The following is a 26871-nucleotide window of genomic DNA, read 5'->3' as shown; positions in this document are numbered from 1 at the left end:
AGGTGAATGTTTAACGCGCTTCGCGGAGTGACCATGCTGCACCTTTCGGGACAATTTGTCCGTCCCAGCACAGAATACCGCACCCTCGCCATCCTTGAGGCGCTTGCGGAAACGCCACACCTCAGCCAGTCCGGGCTTGGGGAGCGCACCGGTATGTCCGGTGCCATGGTCAACAGCTACCTCAAAGATCTGCGCGGCAAAAACTGCGTCGAGGCCCGCCCCGTCAACGCCCGCAACTATGAATACCTGCTGACCGACGCGGGCGAGCGCCTGCGCCGCGACCTCTTCTCCGCCTATTGCGCGGAGGTTGTCCGCAGCTACACCGCCGTCAAATCCCTCGTCCGGCGCAAACTCCAAGTGCTGGAGGAACGCGGCCAAAAACGGCTGGTGCTCTTTGGCGCGTCCGAGACCTGCGAGATTGCCCTCTCCACCCTGCGGCACATGGACTGCACCGTCCTCGCCCTGCTGGACAACGACCCGGACAAACACAGCCAGCAGCTGGCCGGGCATACCATCTTTCCGCCCCACGTCCTTAAAACGCTCACCTGCGACGCCATCGTCATTACGTCCTTTGGACAGGCGGACGACATCTTTCAACAGATTCAGCCCCTTGCTGAAACCAGAAACATCCCCGTGGTGAAACTATGACCCCGCATCCCCCCATACAGCTTGCCTCCGGGCGACGCATCGGCCCCGGCCTGCCCTGCTTTCTCATCGCCGAGGTCGGCAACAACCATCAAGGCAGCATGGACATTGCCCGCCAGATGGTACGCGAAGCCGCCCGCGCCGGCGCGGACGCCGTCAAATTTCAAAAGCGCGACAACGCCGCACTGTTCACGCAGGCCGGGCTGTGCGCGCCCTACACCGGGGCCAACAGCTTTGGTCCCACCTACGGCGAACACCGCGAAGCACTGGAACTCACTCTGCCCCAACTGGCCGAACTCAAGGCCGAAGCCGAAGCGCTGGGCATGGTCTTTTTCGCCTCTGCGTGGGATATGCCAAGCCTCGAGGGGCTTATCGGCATGGATGTGGAGCTGTTCAAGGTCGCCTCGGCGGACCTGACCACCATCCCCATGCTGCGCCGCCTGAGCGCTGTGGGCCGCCCCGTCATCCTCTCCACGGGCATGAGCGACCTTGCGGACATTGACGCCGCGGTGCACGCCCTTACCGCCGGCGAGGCTCCGGTGGCACTGCTGCACTGCAACAGCAGCTATCCCTGCGCGCCCGAAGACACAGGCGTCCCCGTCATGGCGCAGCTGCGCTCGCGCTACGGCCTGCCTGTGGGCTATTCCGGGCACGAGTCCGGCCTTGCGCCCACTCTTGCCGCCGTGGCCCTTGGGGCCTGCATTGTGGAGCGCCACTTTACGCTGGATAAAACCATGCGCGGCACGGACCACAAGGCCTCCCTCGACCCGGCGGAGTTCGCCCAGCTTTCGGCCATGGTCCGCGAAACGCAGGCCGCCCTGCGCACCACCACCAAACGCGTGTTCCCGGCGGAGCAGCAGTGCGCGGCCAAACTGCGCAAAAGCATCGTCGCCGCCCGCCCCTTGCGCGCCGGACAGCGCATCACCGAAGCCGACATCGCCGCCAAGTGCCCGGGAACGGGCCTCTCCCCCATCCACTGGGACGCCGTGCTCGGACAAAGCCTTCTGCGCGACATCCCGGCGGACGCCCAGCTGTGCTGGGAGGATATGGAAACCGCGCAGCACGCCGTGGGGCGATAGGACAACGCCATGCGCATACTGATGATTGCCATCAACGACCCGGCGGGCACCGCCATCGGCTTTGCCAACGCCCTGAACCAGCACACGGAGCACTTTTGCCGCGTGGTCACGCTGGAAACGCGCTACAGCCACGCGTGGGACGCGGACCTGCATGTGCCAAGCCTCGATGCCGCCGGGATAGACGCCCTGCGCGACGAGCTGGAGCACGCAGACGTTTTTCACTTTCATATGACGGCGGACGAGCACCTGCGCCTAGGGCCGTTTGTCCCCGCCGACTACATGCGCGGCAAGGCCATCGTCCACCATCACCACGGGCACCCGGCCTTTCGCGGCAATCCCCAGCACTTCCGGGACAAGTACGCTGCCCTTGGCCGCTCCAACCTCCTTGTCAGCACGCCGGACCTTTTGCGCCTGCTGCCGGAGGCCACATGGCAGCCAAACCTCGTCCCGCAGGACGACCCGCTCTACATGCCCCTTGACCAGCGCGACGCCGCGCCCGTCCGCCTTGCCCATTCCCCCACGCGCAAGGACCTCAAAAATACGGACGACCTGCTCCACGTGCTGACCACCCTGAACGGCTCCCGCCCGCATCTGGAGCTTATGGATGACATTCCCCACAAGGAATGCCTGCGCCGCAAGCGTCAGTGCCACATGCAGTTTGACCATATGCAGGGCTATTACGGCATGAGCAGCCTTGAGGGGCTGAGTCAGGGCGTGCCCACGGTGGCGGGGCTGGATGAGTGGTGCACAGGACATATGCAGGACTTTGCCGAAACGCAGGACCTGCCATGGATTGTGGCCCATGGGCGGGACGAACTGGCCCACGCCATCACGGACCTTGCCTGCGACTGCGACCGCCGCAACGCCGTAGGCCGCGCCAGCCGCGCGTTTATGGAAGACCATTGGAGCGACCGGAAAGTCGTCGCCCACCTCAGCAGCGTGTACGCCACCCTTTCGTGAGGAACCACCATGCCCATCAACAGCGCCCTTGCTCCCCGGCACCTGCACATCATCATCCCCTGCCGCAACTGCGGCCAATGGCTTGCCCAGTGCCTCGCCTCCCTCGTCTCGCAGGAGCGGGACGACTGGTCCGCCACCGTCGCTGACGATGCGTCCACGGACGACACCGTCAACGCAGCGCGGGACTACCTGAGCGACCCACGCATCACCTTTCTGCGCCAGCGCACGCGCCTTGGCCTGATGGGCAACACCCTTAGCGGCATCGACGCCGCCGCGCCCGGCCCGCGCGATGTGGTCGCCATTCTTGACGGGGACGATATGCTCCTGCCCGGCGCACTTGCGCGGGTGATGCAAACGCACGCCCTTGGCTATGATGTGGTCTGGACGGATATGCAGATTCAGGGGACGGAGGGCTCCACGGGCGCGCCGTTGATACCGGGCATTCCGGTACGGCAACAGCTATGGTGCCTGTCCCAGTTGCGGACATTCAAGGGATATTTGCTGGAGGAGTTGGACCGGTCGGTCCTGTGTGACGACAGCGGCCAGCCCGTGCGCGCGGCAGGAGACTTGGCGCTGTACTTTGCCCTTATCGAACGGGCGGGCGCAGAAAAGACGGCCTTCATTCCGGAAAAGCTCTACTGGTACCGCCAGCACGCCGCCAACAACTGTACGGCCCTGCGCGAAGAGCAGCTTGCCAACAACGCCCGCCTGCGGGCCTTACCGCCCCTACCACGCCAGACGCAGCACTTTGACGTGCACATCACCGCGCTGGGGCTGGAAAAGCTGCGTCTGCGGGCATTTGGGCAAAGCCTGCGCGCCGACTATCCCCTGCCCTACTCCATCTGCGTGCACCACGACATCGGGCGGGAATCAGGGGACAGCTGGGCGGCCTATCATGACAAATGGATCGCCGAGGGCGTCTACCTTACGGCGCGTCCGAACCCACAGACGCCCGAACCCCTTCACGGACAAGACGGAGTGTCCGCCCCGACGGGTCACGGCGCATAAGCATCTTAAAAAACGATTCCTCGCGCTGGTGCTTCACGGCGCTTTCATGGGCAAGGCGCAATTCCTCCACGCCAGACTCATAGCGCACCACCTCAAAGTTCACCCGCGCAAGGTCCACGCCCAGCCGCCAGTTGTCCGGCTCGCGCAGGGACAGCGCCGAGGCAAAACCCAGGTGGTATTCGCCCGTGCCCTCCAGCGTGCCGCACAGATTCACCAACTGTTTCATCACCCGCATATCCTCCGGCGCGCAGGCCGAGGCGGCAATGCAGCACTCCACAGCAGCCTCAGGCAAACTCTGCCCCGGCACAAAGCGCAGGCCCGGACGGAACAGCAGCCCACGCTTACGGCACTCCCGCGCCCACGCCATGTACACATCGCACGGCGTTTCCGCCTTCAGAAACGACGAACCACCGTCAGTGACCTGCCGGTACCAGAACCCCTTGGCAAGGCCAACCTCACCAAGGCCCAACGCGCACATGCTCCCGGCAAAGTTCACCACAAAGCTCTGGTGATAGTCGCCGGAATCCATCAGCCACGCGCACAGTTCGCGCAAGTCCTCATGCTTTTCCAGCGACCATTCAAGGCGCAGGGTCCGCGCCACCATATGCTCATCCTCAAAGCCCTTAGCCAGTTGCAAAATGCGCTCGCCGTTGCCGCGCAGGTATTCAGCCTCCCACAGCATGGACAGTGTGGACGCCATATGCCACGCGGCGTCTTCTCCGGTCACGCCGTTTTGCCCGCACTGGGCCGCGTACTCCACAATCCGCTGCGCGCGGTGCTCTACAAGGTGCTCGCGCTGTACGCGCTCCCACGCGGCGTGGGCCATGGCCTCCGCCACTTCGGGATGACGCTTCACGTAGCGCACGTGCTCCTCAAGCTCCAACACGTCGCCGTATTCCAGCACTTCCTTGCCGGGTTCAAACAGCCCGGCAATGTCGGTGCCGCCGCGCTGGTTCAGCACAAGGCTTCCCACGCTCGCCCCTTCGAACAGGCGGAAGTTCACTTCCGCGAGGATGGACTCGTTGGGGATGACGCAAACATCGGCGTAAGTCTCATGAAGCTGGTCGTAGGGAATATTTTCATAGAAGGCCATGCCGTGGTGGATGGTCATATAGTCCACCAGCCTGCGCCGCACGGGGCGATAGCCGGACAGGCGGCCAATAAAGCCAAAGGTGTGGCTGCGCTCCTGCCACGGGCGGTAGGGGCGGCGCACGCCAAACCACGGCAGCCAGTACACGCGCGGCAAACCGCAAGCCTCAAGGCGCGGCACCCAGTGCTGCTGGGTGGTCAGCACCGCATCAAACAGCCGCCCATAATCCACATGCCACCATGCGTTCAGGTGTGTGTCCACAGACCAAAAGAGCTTGGTGCACGCTATTTCGTTCAGCCCAGTCAGGACAGGACGGGCGCCAAGGACCTCCACCTCCACAAACAATTCCGGCTGAAAATCATGCTCCGCAAGCAGAGCGGCAATATTCTGGATTCCCGGCTGCACGCGCAGGCCAAGCACATCATGCCCCATGGCGGAAAACGCGTCCGCCAGATGGGTGTTGTTCACTATACAGATTCGCATTGTTGCCTTGAGTCTCTTGGATGGAAGATGTTGTCTGTTTACACCGAATACGCGCGCGGCGCGGTGGCCTGCGTCAACCGTGTGTACAGGTCGCGGTAGGCCTGCACCTGCCTGCGTAATGAAAACCGCTCCAGCACCGTGGTCCGGCACCGAAGGCCAAGGGCCGGGTCCCGCTCCTTCATGGCGTTGGCCCACACAATGCCAGACGCAAGGTCGCGCGCATCATAGGGCCGGGCCAGCCAGCCCGTCGCGCGGTGGTCCACCATGTCCGGCATACCGCCTACATCAAAGGCCCCAACGGGCGTTCCGCAGGCAAGGGCCTCCAGCACCACGCTCGGCAGGTTGTCCTCCAGCGAGGGGATGAGCACCATGTCCGCCATGGAATACAGCGCGGCGAGGGTTGGCTCGTCATGCACGTAGCCAAACTCCATCACCGGGAAGGGTAGACGCGGCGCAGCGCCGCCCCACTGTCCAAACACGCCAAGCACGGCGTTTGGCACGCGGCCAAGGCTTCGGAGCTCCTCAAGGGCGCGCACCATCTGCCGGAAGCCCTTACGGTGGTTCGCCACACTGGCCGCGCCAAACAGCAGAACAAAGGCGTCCTGCGGCACGCCAAGCCCCTCGCGGATTGCTGACGCGGGCCATGGCTTAAACACCTCAGTATCCAACCCGTTGGGGATGACCCGTACACGCCGCCCGGAAAACAGAGGACTGCGCGAGGCCAACCCGCCGAGCCAACGGCTGGGGGTGACCACCTCGGGCCGCAGCGCGCCATAGGCCGCATGCCGCGTCCGCCACGCCGCGTGCGATATGTCATCACGCCGCGTGGAACCAAGGGCGGGGCACATGCCGCACCCCTCAGTCCAGCGCTCACACCCGGCAGAATAATGACAGCCGCCGGTGAAGGGATTCATATCGTGCAGGGTCCACACCACAGGGCGCGCTGAGAGTGCCCCAAGGGGGCGGGAAAAATCAATCATTCCGGCCACCCAATGCAGATGCACCACATCCGCCTCATGGATGCCGGGAATATCGTCCACATCCAGCGTGGAAGCCGTGTCCGTAAATATTTCCAGATTGCCGGGGCGCTCCGGGTAGTCCGCCAGCAGGGCCTGCCAGCGCCTGCCCGCATCCACCCACGCCTGCGAAATGTGCGTTACCACCCCATCCGGACCGGTAACGGCGTGCACAGGCTCGCCCTCGCGTGTCGCCACAGCAATGGCGGCATCATCGCCCTGACGGTTCAGCACGCACATGCGGCTGTCCACGCCCTGCGCCACAAGGCCCGCGTGCAGGCGATACGCCGCTGTTCCGGCCCCGCCATAGTGCTGCATGCACAGATGCAGAACGCGCATCAGGCCTCCTCCGCCGCCGTCACGCGGGCGCGGTCGAACCAGACGCCGTCGTTGTCGATGGGCCGCAGCGAAAAGCGGATGCCGCGCTCGGCCTGAAATTCCTCCATAGCCTTACGGCACCCCCGCCAAAAGCCGTAATCATCGGCCTGAACAAGGGCCTGTGGATGCAAGGCGTCGTAGAGGTTCTGCAAAATGTCGCGCGTGGATTCGTACCAGTCGCCATCCATGTGCAGGAAGGCGACCTCGCCCACCTCGGCGCGCGCGGCCGGGAGTGTTTCGCCAAACAGGCCCTTCACCGGGCGCACGATGTCCGCCACGCCAAGCTCGGAGCAGATGGCAAGCAGGCTCTCCTCCGGCGCGGCGCAGGTGCCCGTGCCCCAGCCCGTCTCCTCGGCGTGGACATCGCCGTGCACGTCCTCCGCCGTGGGCTCGGGCATACCCTCAAAGGTATCAAAGGAATACACATGGCGCTCGCGCGTGCTGTAGCGGCGCACCACAGCGGCCAGCAGCGCGCTGGAACCGCCAGCCGCCACGCCGCACTCCACAAAATTGCCGGGAACGTCCGTTGTGCACACCCGCCGCGCAAGGCGAAACAGCGAATGCAGCCGCGCCTCCGGCACCATGGTGTAGGGCTTGATACGCGCGAGGAGCTCCGCGAATTCCTCGCCGTACCGCCCGGCCACGGTGCCAAAGCCCAGTTCCTTGAGCTTCTCCAGCATCTCACGCGCGGGGGCGCTGTCCGGAGTGTAGCGCAGTTCCTCCTTCAGGGCCTCCACGGCGGATGGCGGGTCCTGCAAGCCGATGAAGGCCTGCGCCCGCAACAGGTCCATCCCCGCCACGGGAACGCGAAGCGTCTTGGCAAGGCTGGTCAGGCGCAGGGCGTCGCCGTACTGGCCGCTCTGGAGCAGCTGCTCCGTCATGGCGGCAAGGTCCACAAGAAAGGGGCGGACGCTGCTTTCCACAATGGACGCGCCCTGCGGGCTGTTTCGGTCCACACCGGCAAGGATGCGCCGGACGGTCTCGAAGGACTGTTCTATTCGCTGCAACATGATGCTTATCCTGTAGGTTTGGTGGCGCATTCCCCTGCGCACGCCGCTTCGGCAGGCTGCTTCGCCTGTGGCGCCAGCCGCTCGCGCACAATGGTGTCGAACAGTTTGGCCTTCTGCGCCATGGAGTGCTCACTGCGGCACCGCTCGCGCCCGCGCTGGGCGATTTCCTCACGCTCTTCGGGGTGGGCGAGGTAGTAGCCCAGCTTCTCGACCATTTCCTTGTCATCGCGGAAGGTTTCAATCTCGCGCCCAATGTCAAAATACTTGGACAGATTGTCGTAATGCTCCGTGAGCAGGAACGCCCCGCTTCCTGTGGCTTCAAAGATGCGCATGTTCGCGCTCTCGCGCCCGGCGAGGTCCTTCATGGCTCCGCCGCTTGGGGTGCCAATTCTGCCGCGCCCGTCAAAGGCGATGCGCCCGCGCGCAAGGGCCTCGTGCATGGCGCGGCCGTACAGGGCCGGACGGGCGTAGGCGGCGACCTCCGGCGTGATGGTGTGCACCTCGCCGCTCAGATGCATATCGCAGGAGTAGCCCTTGGCCGACGCCGCGCGGGCCACGGTCTGGAGCATGGCGTTGCGCCGCTCATGCTGGCCGCGCGTCCACTGCCCGCAAAACACAATGTCCGAGCGCTGATCGTCCGGCACGGCCTGCGGCATCAAAAATTCCGGAACACCCGGCGAAAAGTCCACGCCCTCGCGCGCGCCGATGCGTTCGGCCTCCTGCCGCAGGGCGGCAAGGCTGGACAGCATCACGTCAAAGCCGCGCCAATCAGTCCCCTGCGGGATGTCCGCCGCGCGCCAGCCAAGGGTCAACCGCGGCGTAAAGGACAGCATGTGCAGAAAACTGCCGTCAAAGGTAATAGGCTCGGTCAAATACACAACATCCGGGTGCAACTCCTCCAACTGCATCATGGCGATGTGGCGCACCCAGTCGCCCTTGGGCAAAGGATACCCCCGCTCACTCAGCCACGCGGCCTGCGTATTGGGATTGTTGGCGATGATGAGGTGGCTGTCGTAATCGTAATCCTTCAAATGCGGGGCCAGCATGTGGATGCCGCTGAAGCCGTCGTCCACCAACGCGCGGACCTGCGCCTCGTAACTGGCCTGCGCCAGCTTGGGGTAGCGGCCGTAGAACCACTCCAAATACGCCGGATAGAAGGTATGCACCTGCACCAGGCGCAATTTCTCGCGGCCCGCGCCCTCCTGCCGGACGTCCGGCGCGGCATTGTCCGACAGCAGCACGCATCCCGGCAGGCGCGAGGGATTCTGCGTCGGCACGCCCTGCTCCACTGCGCTACGCAGCGGGGCGACGGACTCCTTCACCGCCACAAAAATATCATTGGCGCTTCGCACCTCCACCTTGAACGAGTCCTCCCACATGAACATGGTGTTCACCTGCGGCGCGCGCAGGTAAATGAGCGCGGCAAAGGCCTTTTCGCGCGGGGACTCGGGGTGGGCGGTCATGTCCATGAGCACGTCGGACATGAGGCCCTTTTTGTCCTCTTCCGTGTACTCGGAGAAGACAAGAGTGCCGTGGATGTACTCCACCGCCCATAAATGGTGCGACACGCGCGCCATGTTGAGGAAGCAGTCCTTGGCGCGGGCCGGGGTTTCGATGTAGCCGCGCCGGGCAACGCGCATCAGTTCGCGGCAGGCCTTTTCCGGGTCCGTGGAGTGCTCCAAAACGTGCGAGCAGTAGGCAAAGTCAAAGCTGTTGTCCTCAAAGGGCATATCCTCCACCGGGCATTCAAACACAGGCAGACCGTCGCGGCGCTTAAAGGCCTTGCCCGCGCGCCCCACTTCGCCGTCGGAGAGGCTGATGTCCGCCAAATGCGTGGCCTTGGGGAAGGGAATATGCCCACTGCCAATGTCCAAAACGCTGTCGCCCTCCCAGATGGGAAAGTCGAAATGCCGCGACTGATAGAGGGCGTAGCGGCTTCGGTCCGTCAGGGATTCATAGTGGTCGTAGCAGGCCGCCAAAATTTCGACATGCATCTCCGGCCATTCGTTCAGCGTCTGCTCAAACACGTCAAAGGCTTCACGGAATTTTCCGCGCAAAAACAACCCGTTGGCTATGAGCACGCCTTCCGACGGGTCTTCCATCGTCACGGTGTGGGGGAGGCGTTTGTAGGGCATTTCAAACATGGTTTCGTCCTTTGTTTGCGCGGACTGCGCGGTATCAGGCTATTCCATGCAAAAGCGGTTCCGTGCCGCGCGCCTGCGGCGCATCAATACATAAGACACTGGTCCATGCAGAACTCCGGCGCGTTACCGCTGGCAATGCGCTGGCGGAAATCCCGGCAGTGTGGGCTGTTCCATATGTCCAGCACGTCCGACTCAAAAATATTGCCAAAATGGGTAAGGCCGTTGTGGTCGTAGCAGCACGCCACAACGGAACCGTCGAGGAGGATGGTCATCACATCGCGCGGATTTTGGCAGGCGCGCATGGCCTTTTTGCGGCCTTCCGGCGTCTCCGCAAAGGTGCGCTCAAAGGCCGCAATGCCCGAGGGCCGGAGTCCGGAGCCGTTGCGGATATACGGGGCCTTGAACATAGGCGACAGGCCAATGCCCCGGCAGAAGGCGTCAAAGTCCGCCATCTCGTGGGCATTGTGCGCAAAGACGATGAACTGCGGGCAAATGTTCACCCCCGCCCCCAGCGCCTGATTGAACCGCTGGAGCATCTCCAGCGCGTCGAGGGCCTTTTGCACGTCTCCGCGCCTGCGGTAGGTGCCGTAGACCTCCTGCGACACGCCGTCGATGGACACGATGACATCCGTCACGCCGGAGGTAATCAGCTCCCGCGCGCCGTGGGCTGTCATAGTATTGCCGTTGGTGCTGATATTGGTCTGCGCGTAGGTGGACGCGTGGCGCACCATAGGGATGATGTCCGGATTCAACAGCGGCTCGCCCCACAGATGCAGGTAGAGGTACGAGCAGTAAGGCGCTATGCGCTCGGCAATGCGCACATAGTCCGCGTAAGACAGCATGCCGTGCTTTCGCTCCACAATGCCTGCGCCCACGGCGCACTCCCGGCACCGCAGGTTGCACCCCAGCACGGTCTCCAGCGCAAAGATTGACGGAACAGTCTCTTTCATAAATCTACTCACTTGCCGGCGCGGCCTGCGCCATATCGGCTCCCGCGCGGCGGGAATCCAAGCCGTCCAGCCATATTTCCATGTTCACCACTTGCCACAGGAACATCATATGGTTCTCACGCGGGGCGCCCTCGGCCACAATGGTCCTGTGCTCCATAACAAGGCGCTCCACCTCCGCAGGGTCATAGATGCCGCGCTCGCGGAAGGCGCGGCCACGCACCATATCCATAAGCTCGTCGCCGCCTTCGCCGGCAAACCATACGTGCGCCGGTGCATTCCAGCCCGTTTTGGTCACGCGGGTGCGCGTTGCCTCCGGCAGAGTGCCATGCATGGCGCGGCGCAGCAGCACCTTGGTCACGCCGTTTTCAATCTTCATGCCATCCGGCACCCGGTACATGAACTCCACCAGCCGGTGGTCAAGGAAGGGGTGCGCCGCCTGCATGCCAAGGGCGGCGCAGTGCCTGTCCTCCGCGCGCAGGCAGCAGGGCATAGTCTCTCGCGTGAGGTCCTGCCACGTTCTGTTCTTGAGGCACGAGGGAAAGGGATGCTCCGGCTGCGGCGCGGGCCGCTCCAGCATGCGGCGCATATCCGGCGACAGCGCGGCGGCATAACGCGTCATGCGGTCAGTATCCGGCAGGCAGATGCCGGGACGCTGGGCGTCCGTCAGACGATCCATCAGCGCCATGGCCACCGCTGTGCTCTTGGTGTAGATGGGATGGTTATGGTGCTCCACCCATCCGGCAATCTCGCGCGCCAGGTCCGCATGCCGCCCCGCCCGGCGAAGCTCCGCAAAGTAGTATGGGAAATACTCGTACTCTCCGGCGTTAAGCTCATCACCGCCAAGGCCGCCAAACAGCGTGCGCACCCCCTGCGCCGCCGCATGCCGGGCCAGCAACCAGTGGGACAGCCACGTTGCCGTGGCAACGGGTTCATCGTGCAGGCGCACCATATCGCGCACCAGCGCCATCACGTCCGGCGCGTCCACGGGGACGCGCTCCCACCGCGACACGGCATGGTCCAGCATGGGCCGGATGTCTTCGGATTCATCAAAGGTCCGGTCCGCATACACAGTGGAAAACGCCACCTGCTTGGCGCGCACGCCCCGCGCCGCAGACGCCAGCACCGTTGAAGAATCCATACCGCCGGACAGGGTGAACCCAACCGCGGGCATAACGGCCATGCGCCGGTCCACGGCGTCAAAGATAAGGTCGCGGTAGCGCCCTGCAAGCTCGTCCTGTGTCCCTGTCAGTTCCGGCGCGTCCTCCACGCACCACCACCGCGTGGCGCGTTCGCCCGCCTCGGTAACCTTGAGCGCCGTTGCCGCCGGAAGCTGGGCAATATCCGCGTAGGGGGACTCCTCCGGCGCGTCGTCAAACAGCCGGTAATGCGCCGCAGCAAGGCGCGCCACGCGGTGCCCGCGCAACCTGCGCGACACACCGGGCAACCCAAACAGCGCACCGGGCCGCGACGCAAAGGCCACCAGCGGCCCCTGCCGCGTCCAGTACAGCGGGCGCACGCCCAGCCTGTCGCGCCCAAGCCACAGGGTGCCACGCGGCACATCATGCACCGCTACGGCAAAATCGCCCCACAAGCGCGAGAGCGCATCAGTAAGCCCATAGCGCAGGTAGAGATCCAGCAGCAGGTCCGCGTCACTTTTCTGCGGCTCGAAGGCGTCGCGGTTCAGCACCACGCCATCCATCACCACCAGCACTCCGGCCTTTTGCGCGCAGGGGGGCGCATCCACGCCGGACCAGCCAAGGGCGGCGCTGCCGCCATGGAGCACCCGCTCGCGCCGGTGTGGGGGCGCGCCGACGCGCTCCAGCATCATACGCAGCAGGTCGTGCCGCCGGGCCGCATCGCCCGGAGAAATCAGTCCGCAAATCCGGCTCATGCCGCCTCCTCGGTGTCATCACGTGTGGCAACAAAGAATGTCCAATGATGAGGGTAGCCGATGACGTCTTCCGGTTCGCCGCCGGTGCGCACGTCCACCACCTGACAGACGTGGAACCCGCGCACGCGCATAAACTCCATCAGTTCCGGAGCGTTATAGGTATTGACGTGCACACTCAGGTCCACGCCGGGGTCAAGGTAGGCGTCGCGCACGTACTCGTACCGGGCGGGCCTGTCCCACGCGGACTCGCGCAGAATGACCGACCGCCGCGCCATGCCCAGCATCCGCTCCAGCGGGCGGTGGTAGTTGTCGATGTTGGTCAGCACGTTCAGGCACACCACATGGTCCACCTCGCCGCAGGCATCCTCCAGCCGCAGGCACTGGAGCGCGTGCGTAGGCAGACCGTATCCGGGCAGAATGCTCTGCCCCAGCCGCACAAGGGACGGCGCTGCATCTATGCCCGTATAGCGCAGGTCCAGCCCGCGCCGCGCGATGCTGTGGTAGAAGTCTCCAGCCCCGCACCCCACATCCAGCACGCTTTCGCCGGGGCGCGCCACACGGGCCAACAGACTGGCCGCCTGCTTGTGGCAGGTCATTTCCTCGGCCTGCAGCAGACAGCGGCGGCTGTAGAGGTCCTTCACCACAGCGCTGTGCTCCCAGATGCAGTACGTGCCCCAGCCGTCAGCGCGAATCATTCCCGCCTCCCCACCAGCATGAAGGCCGAGGCCATAAAGTGCCCGCGCCAGTCCTCCGGGTTCTCCTCCAGCGCAAGGCTGGCGGCGCGAAAAGCCTGCGGCGCGGCCTCGCCCAGCATGGGCGGCAGGCAGTGAAAGTGGTAGAACAGCACCCGCACGTCCGCGAACCCCGCCCGCGCAAAACGCGGCGCAAGCTCCAGCGGGTTGTGCGTGCGCGAAAGCACTTCATCATAGCCCGGCTGACCATCCTCGCCCCGGCGCACCGGGGGCAGGTCCGTACGGAACATGGCCTCCAGACCGTCAAGAGCGCCCTCCAGCGCGCCGCGCTCCTCCCCTGCCGCGCGGGACAGCACGCCGCTACGGTCAATAAGGCGGTCCATGAAAAAGTCCCGGCTGTAGCGGTTGAGGGTGAAGAGTGAAAACAGTTCGTTACGCGCCTCCACCACGACCAACCCACCCGGCCGCACCGCCCCGCGCAGATTGGCGAAGACCGTGTCCTCTTCACCCTCCGGAATATGCGGCAGCACGCCAACGCACACCGCCGCGTCAAAGGTCTGCGGCCAGCCGCCGGGCGCGCTGTAGGCCGCCTCGTCCAGCACACTGCCCTGCCATATGCGCTCCGCCGGAACGCCGCGCTCGCCCAGCACCTGCCGCGCCGCGGTAACCATCTGCGGCGTGAGGTCAAAGCCGTAGAGGTCAAAGCCAAGGTCCGTCACATCCCGCAAAAAGGACGCCGGACCGCAGCCCGCATCAAGGAGCGTCCCGCCCTTGCGCGGGGCAAGGATGCGCCGGAGCAGGTCCCGGTGCACGGGCGGATAGGCCGCGCCCTCGCCGTAGTAATCATCGTAGTAGGTCGTACTCCACGTGCTGTAGCAGGCCCGGACGGCGTCCTCGGCTGTTCGGTGCGTCATGGATTCCTCCGGCTATGGCCCAAGGGGCCGTGGCCGCCGGTGCAGATGCTCCGGCGGGGTCAGGGCCACAAGGTCCTTGTCCTCAAAGCGCTGCAGATACTCCCGCAGGCGCATGTAGCTGACGCCAAAGGCCTCGGCGATGTCGAACACGGTGCGTGCCCCGTCAAAGGCGCGGGGGAGCCGGTCCTGCATCTGCCCAAAGCGGATGTCGCGCTCGGTCAGGTTCTTTTCCACCACAGGGTCCGGGCGCTCCACGTACAGGTCATAGCGGGGGTTGGAGAGCGCCACGAGACCATTGAACCGCCGGTGCACCACGCTGTCGGTCTCCAGCACGTCCACCATGGCTTCCAGCACCTCCACGGCCTGCTCCAGCTTGCCGGGGTGCATGATGCGCATGTCGTCATGGCTGGTGTGGTACTCCGGGTACGGCCAGCGGGAGAGGGAAATCATGGGCACCTCAATGCCCGGAGCCTCCCACACGGTTTCGTCGTTGCCGACAATGGTGCGGAACGCGCCGTCCGTGAACCCCGGCTGCACTTCCGCAAGGATGTGCGCCGCCACGCGGTCCACAAGGCTGTCGCCATAAAAACTGCGCTGGAGCGCGAGGGGGCCGCTGCTCCCCAGCATTTCGGCAAAGACGCCAAGGCGGATAAGCTCCAGCTCCTCTTGCGGCAAGGTCGCTGTATAGAACACCGTGCCAAGGTGCTCCGGCGCTAGCACCAAACGGTAGGACCACCGCGTGGAGCGCTCCCGCAGGCGGGAGAACAGCTCCAACAGCACAAACACGCCCGCAAGGTCATCATTGGCCTGACAGGGATGGCAGGTGTGGGCGTTGAAGGCCACGGTATCCGGCCGCTCCCCGGCGAGGTGCAGGTCCCCCACCAGCATGTCGCCGTCGGTAAAGGACGTCTCAAGGCGCACCTCGTACTCGCCGTCCTCCGGCCAGCCGCTATACTCCGTCCACGGCACGCAAAAGCCCCAATGCTCCTGCCATGGGCGGTAGTTGTACATGGAGTGGAAGGCGTAGGCGTCCGGCACGTCCTTGCGGCAGAAGACATGCGCGTCCAGTTCGCGCCGGGACAGCGTGCCGGAAAAGGACGAAGAGTAGCCCGCAACGGCCAGCGGATGCACCCTGCCGTCAAACAGCAATCGCCCGCCGCGGCGTATTTCGGCCACGTCCACGCTCCACTGCCGGGGCACCACCCAGCCGTTGTGCTCCAGCCCACTGGCAAAGCGCGAGATGCGCAAAGGAACAACCTGCGACAGCAGGCTCAACAGCCGCGCATTGTCCGGCTGGCACACGCCGATGTTCAGCTCCAGCGCCTGACGGAAACGGTCAAGGTCCACCATGTTAGTACAGGGGGTAGATGTCGCCGTCTTTGGGCCTCTTGCGCCGGAAAACGGCATTCACGATGCGCCGGAGAATGGTCCACAGTTTCTTCATGATGCGGCCTCCTTATGGTAGCCGAGCGTTTCCGCGAGGTACCTGCCCACATACTGCGCGCGGCAGGCGTTCCCGCTTTTGGAAAAGTGCATGGCGTCGGCGAAGAATTCCGGGTCGTTTGGAAAGTCGCGGTCAAAGTCGAGGACGGAGCACCCCTCGTGGCGCTCCAACTCCCGGACAATGGCATTGATGCGCGTGAGAAACGGCCGGTACCAGTCGTCCCCTTCGGCAAGGCGTTCGGTCATCAGTACCGTGGGGATATGCCGAAAGCGCGTCAGGGCGAGAATGTTCTCAAAATGGCTGCGGATGATGCCATAGTCGATGCGCCGGGCGATGTGGCGCACGGCAAAGTCCGTATCCCCGCCGATGTGGTGCACCTTGTGCCCGCCGCCAAGGGTGTGGAAGCGGATATTGAACTCCTCCGCCGGTACCGCCAGCGACGCGGCAAGGCGCGCCAGATGCGACCACCGCGCGCACCGGGGCAGGCGGGCGCGCACCTCCGCCGTGCACAGGGGCCGCAGCGAATGCGCATAGTCCGGGCGGATGGCATCCGGCGCGGCGTCGGTGTACAAAAAGGGCGTAATGTCATTAATGCCCTGATACACCACCGTCACATGCGGGCGCAGGGTGTCTACCCACGCCGCAAGGCGCACTGCGGATTGAAAGGTGGTAAAGTTCCCCACCCCGGCGTTGAATACCTTCACCCGCAGGCCCGTCAGCGCGGCCAATTCCTCCTGCAGCAGCACGGCAAAGGTGTCTGCGTCGTCATCCACGCAGGTGTCGTAGACGGTGCTGCCGCCAGCGAGGTACACACGCAGGTCAAAGGACTCCACATACTCCGGCGTAAACTCCTGCGCGTCGCGGAAGGAACTGGAATTATGCATGCGCCGCCCCTCTGGCGTCACAAACTCCGGGTCCGGCTCAAAGGCCGTGAACGGATGCCCCCGGTACCGCATGAGCGACGGGCGCGACAGTTCCACGTCCTGTGCGGACGTGAGCGCCGCCTTGCCCGTCAGCAGATACTCAAAAAACAGACGCTTGCGGCGCGGCACAAGGGTGCGCCAGCAGACGCGCGCGGCAGCCTCCGCCCCTGCAAGGCCGGCGCATGCCCACAAAAGGCCGGTAAGGATGCTCATGAGGCCTCCCGCTTTGCCGTGCAGACCAGTTGCCCAAGGCCAGCGTCGAACTCCGCCAAAAACCGCGCGGACACGGCGTCCACATCCCGCGCCGGGGTGCCCTCGTCCAGTGCGGCCACCAGCCCGGACACATGCTCCGCCATCATCCGCACCTGCCGCCGCCCCGCCTCAAACAGCGCCCCGTCGTCCGCCGCCCGCCAGATGGCGCACGCGGCGAGAAGCGCCTCCATGGCGCGCTCGTAACTCCACACATCAAACAGCATGCTGGTGCGCGACTGCGTGCCGTAGCGGAACGACTCCCGCGTGTACCAATAGATGACGGTACGGCGGCGGGCTTCGGGGTCGATGGCGAACCGCGCCCTGTCGCGCAGGTAGCGGCGCACGCTCTGCACCAGCCGCGCCGCATACGCTGGCGAGGTGGACACCGGGCGCTCCAGCGGCCGCTTTCGCTTCATGAGCACAAGGTCCCGGTAGGCCGCGGCAGAAAAGTCAAAGCCCGGATACTCCGCAAGAATGCCGCCCTCTCCTGCGCGCTCCAACATGTCCAAATACACCGCGAGGATGCGATAGGTATGAAACTCCGGAAAGCTCAGCATCTCGAACCAATACTGCGGCGGCATGGCCATAAGGTCCTCGCCAAAGCCAAACAGCGGATGCTCCAACGCGCTGCGGGTAAAGCCGATAATGGCCTCGGCCAGAAAGTCCTCCTCCGGCACATCCACGCGCGAGGTCTCCATAAAGGTGCAGAACACGCCCTCAGGGTCGGCCTCGCCCCGGTCAATCTGGTAGTAGTCCAACAGGGAGCCGCACCGCCCGGAGAAAGCGTCCGGGCTGACCAGCCAGCGCTCATACCCGCACTCGCCGCCTGCCTGTGGCAAATCGCCGCCAAGCGCCTCCATAACGGCGCTGGCAATGCGCCCGTGCAGGTCCGGGGTGGGGTGGCAGTAGTCCACAAAGCCCCCGTCGCCAGCCAGCGCGTCCACATCCACAACAGCCGCCCCGCTCTCCTGCGCGGCCAGCTTCAGGGCCTCGCGCCCTTCGTCCTTCACGCGGTACAGCGACGTATCCGCATGAAAGGCCGCCCGGTCGGCCTCGTCCGCGCCGCCGCGCCGCCCCTGCACGCGCAGGATGCGCGCCACGTTGTCCAGATAAAGGGGCGCGTAGAGGGGATGCTCCGCCGCCGCGCGTTCAAGGGTGCGCCGGGCTTCATCCACGCGGCCAAGCCCGGCAAGGGCCACTGCCGCGTTGTTTTCCGCCGCCGCGCGGACGCCGGGCGCATCGGCCCTTGCCGCCTCGGCGCAAAACTCCTGCGCCAAGCCGTAGCGGCCCTTCTCCAGGGCAAGGATGCCCCGGTACAGCCCGCCCACAACGCCGCCGTCCGGGTCATACCACTGGCGGATAAAGTCCGAGATGCGGTCCGTGCTGTGCGCGGCCTTGAACCACGGCGCGTTGGGCAGGCCCACGCCATGGGGAAAGCGCTTGTTGGCGCTGGGGATGACCACCACGGCGCGTCCTCCGGCAAGGCGCACCACCTTCAGCACCTGCCGCATGTTGAACAAAAAATCCTCCACGGTGTTGGCCGTGGCCGCCTCTGCCGGGTCCGGCTCAAAGTGCAGGCCGCCGCGCCCCCACCGCACCACGCCGCCACCGTTCGTTTCGGGCATCAAGGACTTGAGCGCCCGCCGCCAGCGCGTCAGCCCGCTGTAGCGCCCCTTGTAGCGCGAGGCCGCCTGCTCGTTGTTGCCAAGGTACAGGACAACAGCGCTGCCCGCGCCAAGCCCGCCCGTTCCGGCAATGTCGCGCACCAGCGCGGCGGCGTCCGTACTGGTAAAGCCCGGCACCGCACAATTCACCGCCCGCACCGGTCCACGCCCCCCTTCCGCGGCCAACGCGGCCACGCGGCGGGGGAAGACCTCGCGCCCAAGGCCAATGCCCGAGGCTGACGAGTCGCCAATGAACCATATCCGGTACGGCTGAATCATCAGGTGCCCTCCAGCTCCCGTTCCACTTCCAGCCCGCCCGTGGTGGTGTGGGACACACAGCGCAGGCAGTAGGGGTTGTCCATGTACCTGCGGCGCATATGCATACGGCGCAGGTCGCGGAATTTCGGGGAGTTCCACGCGTCATGCGCGCTCATGGCCGTCAGGTCGCCAAGGCGCAGGCCGTCCCAGCCAAAGACGTAGCCGCACGGCAGGGCCTGCCCGTTGTAGCGCACGTACATGCGCTGATTGATTTTGGCGCAGCGGAAGTCCTGCGGGACCTCGGCGTGCGGCACGCTCATGCCGTGGCGTTCCTCCATGATTTCGTAGTCCAGCAGGTTCTGGATGGAAAAGTAGTCCGCCACGTAGCGCCAATAGTTAATAAAGTCCGGAAGCTCATCGCGGTTGGCGTCCAGCTTCAAAAAGCTCACCCGCAACAGGGGGAAGTCCGAGCCGACCTTGTCGCGCTCCTCAAGGAAAGTGAAAATATTACGCATCAGGCGGTGGTAGTTGCCGCCGCGACGCACCTCGGCATACGTGCCCGGACTCACGGCATCCACGGAGACCTCCAGCCGCGTCAGCCCGGCACCAATAAGCCGCTTGGACATCTCCGCATCCAGCAGCATGCCGTTGGTGCCAACGCGGATATCCATCACCCCGCGCCTGCGGGCATAGGCCACCATATCCGCAAGGGCCGGATTGAGCAGGGACTCGCTCTCAAAGCCAAAGGTCATGGCTGGCAGGCCATGTTCCGCGCCCTCGTCCACCAGCTTGCGGAACAGGTCCATGCCCAAAAAGCCCTTCTGGCGCTTGGCGTCCGGGTGCAGATTGGTGGAAAACAGGCACATGCGGCAGCGCAGGTTGCAGAAGTTGTTGGTCTCAAAGTCGAGGCTGAGGGGAAACTCGGGGATGTGGTCGCCATCCTGCGCGGCGTACCAAGCGTGGCGGTAGGCGTCGTATGCCTCGCCAAAATGCCGCCGGAACACGGCGTCCAAATCCTTATAGGCAATCAGGCGCACCTGATCGGTCGGCTCAAGGTGGCTGTAGGCAAGGGTGCTCATGACGGTCCTCCTTGTGATGGTGGCATGGCAATGCGCGCGGACAGGCGCTTGCCCTCCGCCGAGTCTTCCATAGCGTCCACGAGGCGCTGCGCCTGCTGGACCATGCCGAGGCTGCTCATACAAATGACGCGCAGGTGGTCAAGGTCGCGCAGGTCCACATCCAGCCGGCGCGAGAGCGCGTGCGCCTCGTTCAATTCCCGCAGCGCCGCGCCATGGTCCCCGGCCTGCATAACCGCAACGCCAGAAGCAATCATGGCGTCCAGCACGGACAGTCCGGCCTTGTCCAAGGCATTCAGCACATAGGGGTCGTCATCCCGCAATTTTTGCGGCGCATCCTGCGCCAGTCCGGCGAGGAAGCGGGCAATCTCCAGCGACGGCTCATAGGCTTTGGCCCCGCGCAGATGCCCGTCGTCGATGTTAAAGACATCCAAGAGAACGCGGCGCATATGCGGGCGCATGGTAAAGGCCAACGGTTCGCGCAGGTGCTGGGTCACAAGGGCGGAGACATCGTCAATGTCCGCACGCGCCGACGACTCCCAGCCCGAGTCGTGGAAGTAGAAGTTCGGATTGGTGGGATTCTTCCCCTCGCCGTAGAGTTCCTCGCTGGTGACGAAAACCGAGGGAATGCCCAGCAGGTAGCTTTCCGCAAGGCAGGTGGAGCCGTAGTGGAAAAACAGCCCCGTGCGGCGCAAGAGGTCCGCAATGCGCACCGGCTCGCGGATGTAGAGGATATTCGGCAGGCGCGAGAAGGCATCCTTGTAGGGATTGTGGCGCTTGCGGTCGAAGATGATGTGCTCCACGGGGTGGCTTTTGACCACCACCAGAGCGTCCGGATTGCGGTAGGCCGTGCGCAGGATGTTGTCTATCCACTTCTGGCGGAACACCGCGCACCGCCGCGCGCCGTTGATGCCCGCCACCACCTCCTGCTGCGCATCCGGGGCCGATGCATCCACCAAATCCCCCGCGCGGACGATGTCCTCCGCCGAGTAGTCGGCAAAGCAAAAGTTGGTAATGAACGTCACCACCCGCTCGCGCGGGGTCGCGTCCATGCGCTCGCGGTAGGCCGCAGGCATGGTGTCTTCGGCGTCGTCCCACGGGCGGAAATAGACCTCGTAGGGCGGATAGCCGAAGACGCGGATGCGCTCGGCTGACGACAGCTTGCCACAGCGCACCAGTTCCTCCCCGGTCATCTGCGCAATGCGGCGGCTCCAGAACAGCTCATAGTCCACAAAGTCCGGCCCGTAGGGTTCCAGCCCCACCAGCCATGTATTCTTGTTGCCGTGGCGGTAGTCCAACTGCCCTTCCGTACGCAGGCACACGTTGAAGCACCCCAAAATATGCTTGAACAGATAGGACCGCACCGAACAGGTCCGCGCGGTGTAGGGATAGGACAACAGCACCTGCGGGCGGTAGCGCATCACCTGTTGGGTGAATGCCGGGTCCGTGGCGACGAAGGTCTCCAGCTCGCAGTCCGGCGCGCACTCGGCAAGGCGGGCGCGGACGGCGTCCATGGTGGGGCCTTCGCGCTCGGATTTGTTGAGAAGAGCCGCAATCTTGAATGTCATGCCGCCTCCTCCCCCGCGCCGGAGCGCGCACCGCCGCGCAAGTAGCCAAGGAGAGGACTCTCCACCCCATGCTGGCGCATCACCTGCGCGCGAAGCAGGTCCATGAACTCCTCCGACGCCTCGTTGTCATTTTCATCCACGCCGCAATCCGTGTCGCGGCACAGGGGGATGCTGAGGCGCCGCCCGCTGGCAATGGCCCGCCGCAGCGCCGTCAGCCGCCCACCGCGCCACATCTGCGCCAGCGACGCATCCGCCACGTTGCCAAGGCTGTACTTGCCCGCCACATCACAGCAGCAGGGATGCACCGAGCCATCCCACCCCACGAGCAGCCGCTGCCATGGCGAGGCGCAAAACGCATCCGGGTCATGCGGCGGCGTGTATTCGGCAAAGTTGGACAGCATCTCGCCAATAAGGATGGCGTCGGTCAACGGCTGGAAGGTCTCCACAAACTCGCGCCGCTCCCCGGCGGTGAGCCATGTGCTCACGGCGTTGATGCGCACGCGGGGAAAGCGCGAACCATTCGCCCGGCGGATATCGCGCAGGCGCTCCAGCTTGCGCACAAGGTCGTCGAAGCGCGCTGGGCGGCGCACGGCCTCATAGGTGCGGCCCACGCCGTCGGCGGAGATGACGATATAGTCCGTCTGCGCGGCAACAATGCGCTCCATCAGCGCTTCATCCAGCGCAAGGGCGTTGGTCAGGAAGGATATACTGCCGGAGAACCTCTGCCGCGCGTAGGCGAGAAGCTCCGCAAACTGCGGATGCAACAGGCACTCCCCGCGCCACGACAGACGGATGGAGTACGGGCGGCGCGCCGCCACCTCGTCCATCACGCGGCGGAAGAGCGCCGGGTCCATCACGCCGCGCGGCACATCGCCGCGCACGGTTTGAAAACACATGGGGCAGGCCATCTGGCATGCGGAGGCCGTTTCAATGTCCACATGCTCCGGAAAGGCCGAAACCCGACGCCACCGGGGCAAAAGCGACCACCGCGCCCGGTGCATCAGGTACCGCATGGCGTGGCGCTGGCTCATGGCGTACCGCGCCTGCCTCAGGGCGGACCCAACGTAGGTGATGTTTGGGTTGATGGTTCGGGGCACCGTACGCTCCCTGTCTGCTGTGGCCGTCACGCCCGCTTCGCGCGGCGGCCCATCATCCAGTCAAAACCACATCATCCTTCATGCCGTGCACAAATGCGGCCACGGCGGGGCAAAGCCCAGCATTCCAGCGCGTTGGAGCGAGGCCTACAGCGCCCACCAATGCGGGCCCATGCTGTCCGGCTCCAAAAACGCGCGCAGGGTAAACTTGCCGCTGGGCTCACGCACGCGCTCCACGGCAAGGGGTGAAAATCCGGCCCGCGCGGCAAGGATAGCCACAGACGCCGGCGAAAACACATGCAAATGCTCCACAAAGAATTCCTCGCGGTGCGGGCCTTCAAACAGCGCGGCCACGCCGTCGGGCACCTCCACATACACAAAGCCGCCCGGGGCAAGGCTCCCCCCCGCCGCCGCCAACATGCCGACGGGGTCCGCCACGTGCTCCAGCACCTTATTAAAGGTGACGGCGTCATACCCCGTCAGCTCGCTCATGGTGGCAAAGTCGCCGCACACGGCCTGCACCCCGGCCACCTGCGCCGCGTGGGTCGTCAACCGCTCATCCACGTCCACCACGGTGCAATTCCAGCCCAGCTGACGCATGGCGTGGGGAAACACCGCCAGCCCGGACCCAACGTCCAGCAGCCGCATGGCCGCGCCGGACGGGTCGCCGCCCCGGTAGCGCCCCTCCGCAAAGGTGATAATGCGCGACACCCGCCCCACATTGTCCGACTGCTCCGGGGGCAGGTTCACCACCCGCTCAAAGGACCGCTGCAGACCGTCCATACCGCCGTAGGTGGCCTCCACATAGTCGTGCTGGTACAGCCCGCTCAGGTTCATGCTCAGGCGCGCGGCCATATGCCCGCAGTATTGGCACTGCCAATACTCCCGGCGGTACTCGCCCGTGAGAGAAAAATGCGTTTCGCCCTGCGGCGGCGCGTCGTAGGCAAGTTCGCGCCGCATGTCGCTGCCCCCGCAGATGCAAGTGAGGCCGTTATCCACACTCATGGGCCGCCTCCGCGCTTGCTATGGCGTCCAGCGCATCCTCATCAAGCCGGCAGACCTCGGTCAGCCGTTCACTGCGCAGATAGGCGGCGTATTCGGCCTCGCGCCCGTCCTCGATAAGCACGATGAAATAGCGCCCTATGGTGCTGCGAAGGAGCGCAGCGCGCAGGCCAAACCCAGCAAGGCGGCCATTGATGGACGGTGTGGCGTAAAAGCCCCACGACTTACGCGCCACGTCGTACTCCGCGCCCGCGTCGGTCAACAGCGTCACCTGCTCATCCAGGGCAAGGCGGATGTGGGCGCAATCGCGCATTTGGACATCCTTGCGGCGGCCGGTTGTAAACTGCCGTGGCGGCGTGATGGTCTGTATTTTCATGTCCACTCCCATTGCGGCACCAAAAAGTCGGGTATCCACCACCGCTCCCCGTCCCACTGCCACACGTCCGGATTGCGGAAGCGTTGCGCCATGTCATAAAAGCGCGCGGTGGATATGCCCAAAAACTCGCTCATGGCGACGATGTCCGCGCGCGGCGTATCGTCCCCGCGCTGGCGGATGCTGGTCACGGCGTCCTCGCGCGTTATGCGCCCGCTGCGGATCTCCAGCGACAGATTGTCAAAGGTTCTGGTGAAGCCGAACTTGTACCATTTCAGCCAGTGGTGGACGCTGATAAACGCATCGTCCACGTCCGCATAGTCGTACAGCCCCGTTGCCGCGCCGCCCTCGCGGCGGGTGAAGCCGTGCGCCTGCGCCACGTCGCGCATACGCTGCGGGTCCCACGGGAAGAACCAGCCTAGAAAGACCGCGCGCACGCCGCTGGCCTCCAGTGCGTCCGGGTCCGGGCCGGTATACGGCGTCAGTTCGCGCGCAGTGAGGCCATGCTCCCCCACCCAGTCCGCCGCCGTTGTGCCGTGCATCACGCCGTAGCGCTCCAGCCAGCCGGAGGTCAGGCGCAGGCCCATATGCCGCCCATCCTCGGAGCCGTACTCCGTGGCCGAATTCTCGCCCCACACCACAAGGGGGATGGACAAGCGCACGGCAAGGTTCAGCGGTATGTTGAATATGGCCATATGCATGGGCAGCCCCGGCGTTCCAAAGCGCTCCATGGCCGCAAGGGTGAAGCGGCGCTCCACATCCGGCGCGATGGACACATCCATATGGTCCACGCCAAGGGCGATGAGGTTGTCCAAATTCCGCCGCCCAAGGGCTGTGCGCCCCGGTGGCCGCCATGTGACGCACAGCGGGCGCAAACCGTGCTCAAGGCAGGTCAGCACCTGCCAGTGGCTATCCTTGCCGCCGCTGACGGGGATGAGCACATCGTAGCCCGGACCGCTGCCGCGGACCTCGTCGCACAGGGCGGCAAAGCGCCGCGCCCTGTCGTCCCAGTCCACCTGCGGACGCGCGGCGTGGGTACGGCAGGCCGTGCACACGCCAGCATCGTCCAGCACAATGCCCGGACGCGTATCCGGCAAAACACAGCGCGAGCACCAACGCATCAGGCGTACTCCTCAAGGAACATCTTCACCCCCAAAAAGCTGAACAGAAATTTGCTGTCGCAGTTGGGCAGGGTTTCGCGGTCCAATAGGTCCTGCACCGCGCTGCGGCGCACCACATCAAACACCGGACTCTCGCGCAGTATCTCGGCGCGCGCGGCGGGGTCCGAGCGGTCAAGGAAGCCAAAAACGGGCGCGTTGAATCCCACCTTGCGGCGGTCATCCAGCACATGGTCCGGCACAATGCCGCGCATGGCCTCGCGCAGGACGGACTTGTTGTAGCCGTCGTGGATGAGGTGGCGCGTTGGGATGCGGCCACAAAACTCAAACAGCGCGCGGTCCAAAAACGGAGACCGGTTCTCCACGGAAAAGGCCATGGCGTTGAGGTCGTCCTCGTGCAGGATGACGGGCACAGCCTCATGAAATAGCTCGTTCTGCATGCGGCGGCGCAACAGGCCGCCCTCGTAGCCGCGCTCCGTAAACGGCTCCGCAAACGGCGCACGCAGATAGGAGGCAAAGCGCTCCGCATCGAGGTAGATATGCCGCCGTTCGCCCGGCCGCTTCACAAACACGTCCGGGTCCTGCAGGACAGGATTTCGCACCACCGGGGCCACATGGCGCATCCAGTTGTCCCGCGCCCTGCCATACAGCCCGGCATCGTGGTGGATGTCGTGCAGGTACAGCGCGTGGTGGTCGTAGTAGCCCGTAAAGAGCTCATCCGCGCCCGTGCCGCTCACGGAAATGCGATAGCCGCTCTCCGCCACGGCCTGCATCAGGAGCCAATGCGCGTAGTAGGTGACGGTATACACCGGGGCGTCGTGCTGGCGCACCGCGCGGCGCAGTCCATCCAGAAAGCCCCCCGTGCGCAGAGGCAGCGCCGTGTGCCGGATGCCAAGGTCCGCAACGCTTTTCTCCACCGCGTCCCACTCCGCATAGCGCTCGTCGGTATTGACGATGGTGAAGCCGTGCACGTCGTGGTCAAACATCCGCCGCGCCACTGCGATAAGCGAGCTGGAATCCACCCCGCCGCTCATGCAAAAGGCAATGGGCACATCCGCCCGCAGGCGCAGGCGCACGGCTTCGGTCAAGGCCTCACGCGCGCCGCGAACGGCCTCGTCCCGCGTCATGGCGTCATCCGGGGCAACGCACGGCGTCCAGTACCGGATGCGCCGCTCCTCGCCGTCCACCCCGCGCGTCAGCACATGCGCCGCCGGAAGCTCCTCCACGCCGGTGAAAAACGTCTGCGGCGTTTTGTACAGGCACTTATAGCCGTTGACGAGGAAGCGCCGCACGTGCGCCATATTCACCGGGAACCGCCGCCCGCACAGCGCCTCCAGAAATTTCACCTCCGAGGCAAAATACAGCCCGGTGGCGTCGCGCCGGATATAGAGCGGCTTTTCGCCAAATCTGTCCCGGCAGAGCGTCAGCGCGCCCGTGGCAAGGTCCACCGCCGCAAAGGCCCACATGCCTTCCAGCGCGTCCAGCCCGCCTGTACCCTCCACGTCCAGCGTGCGCGCCAGCACCTCGGTATCCGTGCGGGTATGGAAAACGACGCCCTCATCCTGCATAGCGCGGCGGCGCTCCACATAGTTGTAGACCTCGCCGTTAAAGGTCAGGGCGTGGCGCGGCGTCACAAAGGGCTGGTTGCCGCGTTCGTCGAGGTCGATAATGGCAAGGCGCGAGTGCAGCAGGCAGACGTTCATGCCGCCGGGAAGCTGACGGCGAAACACGCCGCTGGCGTCGGGCCCACGGTGGCGCATACGGCGCAGGCACGCCTGCACCGCGCCGTCCGCAACCTCCGCCCGTCCATAGTAGCCCGCTATCCCGCACATGATGTGT

General features: G+C 64.9%; 22 protein-coding genes. 4 read left to right on the top strand and 18 right to left on the bottom strand.

Going from position 1 to position 26871, the window contains the following annotated elements; translation table 11 throughout:
- Window positions 1-33: 33 nt before the first annotated feature.
- From ACYQ2T_RS06425 to ACYQ2T_RS06410, 4 genes are read left to right on the top strand one after another with little or no spacing between them, the layout of a single operon-like run.
- Window positions 34-648 (top strand): winged helix-turn-helix transcriptional regulator, encoded by a 615-nt coding sequence (locus ACYQ2T_RS06425; RefSeq protein ID WP_459899392.1) that lies wholly within the window; start codon window positions 34-36, stop codon window positions 646-648.
- Window positions 645-1724, top strand: coding sequence for an N-acetylneuraminate synthase family protein (locus ACYQ2T_RS06420; protein ID WP_459899390.1), 1080 nt, complete (start codon window positions 645-647; stop codon window positions 1722-1724). The genes ACYQ2T_RS06425 and ACYQ2T_RS06420 overlap by 4 nt, the downstream gene beginning before the upstream one ends.
- A 9-nt stretch (window positions 1725-1733) precedes the next feature.
- Window positions 1734-2684 carry a glycosyltransferase gene (locus ACYQ2T_RS06415; protein ID WP_459899388.1) on the top strand — a complete coding sequence of 317 codons (951 nt, stop codon included), beginning with the start codon at window positions 1734-1736 and terminating at the stop codon, window positions 2682-2684.
- Between the two features lie 9 nt (window positions 2685-2693).
- Window positions 2694-3692, top strand: a complete 999-nt coding sequence (locus tag ACYQ2T_RS06410) for a glycosyltransferase family 2 protein (RefSeq protein WP_459899386.1) — start codon at window positions 2694-2696, stop codon at window positions 3690-3692.
- On the opposite strand, the gene ACYQ2T_RS06405 is transcribed toward ACYQ2T_RS06410, so the two are convergent.
- The 18 genes from ACYQ2T_RS06405 to asnB form a co-directional block, all read right to left on the bottom strand.
- On the bottom strand, window positions 3610-5265 hold the full coding sequence (locus ACYQ2T_RS06405) for a CgeB family protein (protein WP_459899384.1): 1656 nt from the start codon (window positions 5263-5265) through the stop codon (window positions 3610-3612). The genes ACYQ2T_RS06410 and ACYQ2T_RS06405 overlap by 83 nt on opposite strands.
- 38 nt (window positions 5266-5303) lie before the next feature.
- Window positions 5304-6620 (bottom strand): glycosyltransferase family 4 protein, encoded by a 1317-nt coding sequence (locus ACYQ2T_RS06400; protein ID WP_459899382.1) that lies wholly within the window; start codon window positions 6618-6620, stop codon window positions 5304-5306.
- Entirely contained in the window at window positions 6620-7669 is a 1050-nt protein-coding gene (locus ACYQ2T_RS06395) for a TylF/MycF/NovP-related O-methyltransferase (RefSeq protein WP_459899380.1), read from the bottom strand. Before ACYQ2T_RS06395 ends, ACYQ2T_RS06400 begins: the two co-directional genes overlap by 1 nt.
- A 5-nt stretch (window positions 7670-7674) precedes the next feature.
- Window positions 7675-9813 (bottom strand): glycosyltransferase family protein, encoded by a 2139-nt coding sequence (locus ACYQ2T_RS06390; RefSeq protein ID WP_459899378.1) that lies wholly within the window; start codon window positions 9811-9813, stop codon window positions 7675-7677.
- A gap of 83 nt (window positions 9814-9896) precedes the next feature.
- Window positions 9897-10763 (bottom strand): radical SAM protein, encoded by an 867-nt coding sequence (locus ACYQ2T_RS06385; protein ID WP_404844607.1) that lies wholly within the window; start codon window positions 10761-10763, stop codon window positions 9897-9899.
- A 4-nt stretch (window positions 10764-10767) separates the two neighbouring features.
- Window positions 10768-12654, bottom strand: coding sequence for an asparagine synthetase B family protein (locus ACYQ2T_RS06380; protein ID WP_459899375.1), 1887 nt, complete (start codon window positions 12652-12654; stop codon window positions 10768-10770).
- The gene (locus ACYQ2T_RS06375; RefSeq protein ID WP_459899373.1) at window positions 12651-13349 is read right to left on the bottom strand and encodes a class I SAM-dependent methyltransferase; all 699 of its coding nucleotides are present in this window, start codon (window positions 13347-13349) and stop codon (window positions 12651-12653) included. The genes ACYQ2T_RS06380 and ACYQ2T_RS06375 overlap by 4 nt, the downstream gene beginning before the upstream one ends.
- Window positions 13346-14260: a class I SAM-dependent methyltransferase gene (locus ACYQ2T_RS06370; protein WP_459899371.1), complete on the bottom strand. Its 915-nt coding sequence runs from the start codon at window positions 14258-14260 to the stop codon at window positions 13346-13348. The genes ACYQ2T_RS06375 and ACYQ2T_RS06370 overlap by 4 nt, the downstream gene beginning before the upstream one ends.
- 12 nt (window positions 14261-14272) lie before the next feature.
- Window positions 14273-15610: a DUF4910 domain-containing protein gene (locus ACYQ2T_RS06365; RefSeq protein ID WP_459899370.1), complete on the bottom strand. Its 1338-nt coding sequence runs from the start codon at window positions 15608-15610 to the stop codon at window positions 14273-14275.
- 90 nt (window positions 15611-15700) lie between these two features.
- Window positions 15701-16840, bottom strand: coding sequence for an SGNH/GDSL hydrolase family protein (locus tag ACYQ2T_RS06360; RefSeq protein WP_459899369.1), 1140 nt, complete (start codon window positions 16838-16840; stop codon window positions 15701-15703).
- The gene (locus ACYQ2T_RS06355) at window positions 16837-18822 is read right to left on the bottom strand and encodes a hypothetical protein (RefSeq protein WP_459899368.1); all 1986 of its coding nucleotides are present in this window, start codon (window positions 18820-18822) and stop codon (window positions 16837-16839) included. The genes ACYQ2T_RS06360 and ACYQ2T_RS06355 overlap by 4 nt, the downstream gene beginning before the upstream one ends.
- Window positions 18822-19880 (bottom strand): radical SAM/SPASM domain-containing protein, encoded by a 1059-nt coding sequence (locus ACYQ2T_RS06350; protein ID WP_459899367.1) that lies wholly within the window; start codon window positions 19878-19880, stop codon window positions 18822-18824. The genes ACYQ2T_RS06355 and ACYQ2T_RS06350 overlap by 1 nt, the downstream gene beginning before the upstream one ends.
- Window positions 19877-21445 carry a glycosyltransferase family protein gene (locus ACYQ2T_RS06345; protein ID WP_459899365.1) on the bottom strand — a complete coding sequence of 523 codons (1569 nt, stop codon included), beginning with the start codon at window positions 21443-21445 and terminating at the stop codon, window positions 19877-19879. Before ACYQ2T_RS06345 ends, ACYQ2T_RS06350 begins: the two co-directional genes overlap by 4 nt.
- Window positions 21442-22542, bottom strand: coding sequence for a radical SAM/SPASM domain-containing protein (locus ACYQ2T_RS06340; protein ID WP_459899363.1), 1101 nt, complete (start codon window positions 22540-22542; stop codon window positions 21442-21444). The genes ACYQ2T_RS06345 and ACYQ2T_RS06340 overlap by 4 nt, the downstream gene beginning before the upstream one ends.
- Window positions 22543-22686: 144 nt before the next feature.
- Window positions 22687-23544 (bottom strand): class I SAM-dependent methyltransferase, encoded by an 858-nt coding sequence (locus ACYQ2T_RS06335; protein WP_459899361.1) that lies wholly within the window; start codon window positions 23542-23544, stop codon window positions 22687-22689.
- Window positions 23531-23917: a hypothetical protein gene (locus ACYQ2T_RS06330; RefSeq protein WP_459899360.1), complete on the bottom strand. Its 387-nt coding sequence runs from the start codon at window positions 23915-23917 to the stop codon at window positions 23531-23533. The genes ACYQ2T_RS06335 and ACYQ2T_RS06330 overlap by 14 nt, the downstream gene beginning before the upstream one ends.
- Window positions 23914-25035, bottom strand: coding sequence for an N-acetyl sugar amidotransferase (locus ACYQ2T_RS06325; RefSeq protein ID WP_459899358.1), 1122 nt, complete (start codon window positions 25033-25035; stop codon window positions 23914-23916). The genes ACYQ2T_RS06330 and ACYQ2T_RS06325 overlap by 4 nt, the downstream gene beginning before the upstream one ends.
- Window positions 25035-26864 (bottom strand): asparagine synthase (glutamine-hydrolyzing), encoded by a 1830-nt coding sequence (gene asnB / locus ACYQ2T_RS06320; RefSeq protein ID WP_459899356.1) that lies wholly within the window; start codon window positions 26862-26864, stop codon window positions 25035-25037. The genes ACYQ2T_RS06325 and asnB overlap by 1 nt, the downstream gene beginning before the upstream one ends.
- Window positions 26865-26871: the final 7 nt, after the last annotated feature.

This window comes from Desulfobaculum senezii, assembly GCF_054657395.1.
The sequence above is the reverse complement of the archived record's forward strand: the minus strand, read 5'-3'. Positions and strand labels throughout refer to the sequence as shown.

Excerpts from the sequence above, each read along its gene's own strand:
- ACYQ2T_RS06425 (WP_459899392.1), top strand. The coding sequence starts at position 34 with ATGCTGCACCTTTCGGGACAATTTGTCCGTCCCAGCACAGAATACCGC.
- ACYQ2T_RS06420 (WP_459899390.1), top strand. The coding sequence starts at position 645 with ATGACCCCGCATCCCCCCATACAGCTTGCCTCCGGGCGACGCATCGGC.
- ACYQ2T_RS06415 (WP_459899388.1), top strand. The coding sequence starts at position 1,734 with ATGCGCATACTGATGATTGCCATCAACGACCCGGCGGGCACCGCCATC.
- ACYQ2T_RS06410 (WP_459899386.1), top strand. The coding sequence starts at position 2,694 with ATGCCCATCAACAGCGCCCTTGCTCCCCGGCACCTGCACATCATCATC.
- ACYQ2T_RS06405 (WP_459899384.1), bottom strand. The coding sequence starts at position 5,265 with ATGCGAATCTGTATAGTGAACAACACCCATCTGGCGGACGCGTTTTCC.
- ACYQ2T_RS06400 (WP_459899382.1), bottom strand. The coding sequence starts at position 6,620 with ATGCGCGTTCTGCATCTGTGCATGCAGCACTATGGCGGGGCCGGAACA.
- ACYQ2T_RS06395 (WP_459899380.1), bottom strand. The coding sequence starts at position 7,669 with ATGTTGCAGCGAATAGAACAGTCCTTCGAGACCGTCCGGCGCATCCTT.
- ACYQ2T_RS06390 (WP_459899378.1), bottom strand. The coding sequence starts at position 9,813 with ATGTTTGAAATGCCCTACAAACGCCTCCCCCACACCGTGACGATGGAA.
- ACYQ2T_RS06385 (WP_404844607.1), bottom strand. The coding sequence starts at position 10,763 with ATGAAAGAGACTGTTCCGTCAATCTTTGCGCTGGAGACCGTGCTGGGG.
- ACYQ2T_RS06380 (WP_459899375.1), bottom strand. The coding sequence starts at position 12,654 with ATGAGCCGGATTTGCGGACTGATTTCTCCGGGCGATGCGGCCCGGCGG.
- ACYQ2T_RS06375 (WP_459899373.1), bottom strand. The coding sequence starts at position 13,349 with ATGATTCGCGCTGACGGCTGGGGCACGTACTGCATCTGGGAGCACAGC.
- ACYQ2T_RS06370 (WP_459899371.1), bottom strand. The coding sequence starts at position 14,260 with ATGACGCACCGAACAGCCGAGGACGCCGTCCGGGCCTGCTACAGCACG.
- ACYQ2T_RS06365 (WP_459899370.1), bottom strand. The coding sequence starts at position 15,610 with ATGGTGGACCTTGACCGTTTCCGTCAGGCGCTGGAGCTGAACATCGGC.
- ACYQ2T_RS06360 (WP_459899369.1), bottom strand. The coding sequence starts at position 16,840 with ATGAGCATCCTTACCGGCCTTTTGTGGGCATGCGCCGGCCTTGCAGGG.
- ACYQ2T_RS06355 (WP_459899368.1), bottom strand. The coding sequence starts at position 18,822 with ATGATTCAGCCGTACCGGATATGGTTCATTGGCGACTCGTCAGCCTCG.
- ACYQ2T_RS06350 (WP_459899367.1), bottom strand. The coding sequence starts at position 19,880 with ATGAGCACCCTTGCCTACAGCCACCTTGAGCCGACCGATCAGGTGCGC.
- ACYQ2T_RS06345 (WP_459899365.1), bottom strand. The coding sequence starts at position 21,445 with ATGACATTCAAGATTGCGGCTCTTCTCAACAAATCCGAGCGCGAAGGC.
- ACYQ2T_RS06335 (WP_459899361.1), bottom strand. The coding sequence starts at position 23,544 with ATGAGTGTGGATAACGGCCTCACTTGCATCTGCGGGGGCAGCGACATG.
- ACYQ2T_RS06330 (WP_459899360.1), bottom strand. The coding sequence starts at position 23,917 with ATGAAAATACAGACCATCACGCCGCCACGGCAGTTTACAACCGGCCGC.
- ACYQ2T_RS06325 (WP_459899358.1), bottom strand. The coding sequence starts at position 25,035 with ATGCGTTGGTGCTCGCGCTGTGTTTTGCCGGATACGCGTCCGGGCATT.
- asnB (WP_459899356.1), bottom strand. The coding sequence starts at position 26,864 with ATGTGCGGGATAGCGGGCTACTATGGACGGGCGGAGGTTGCGGACGGC.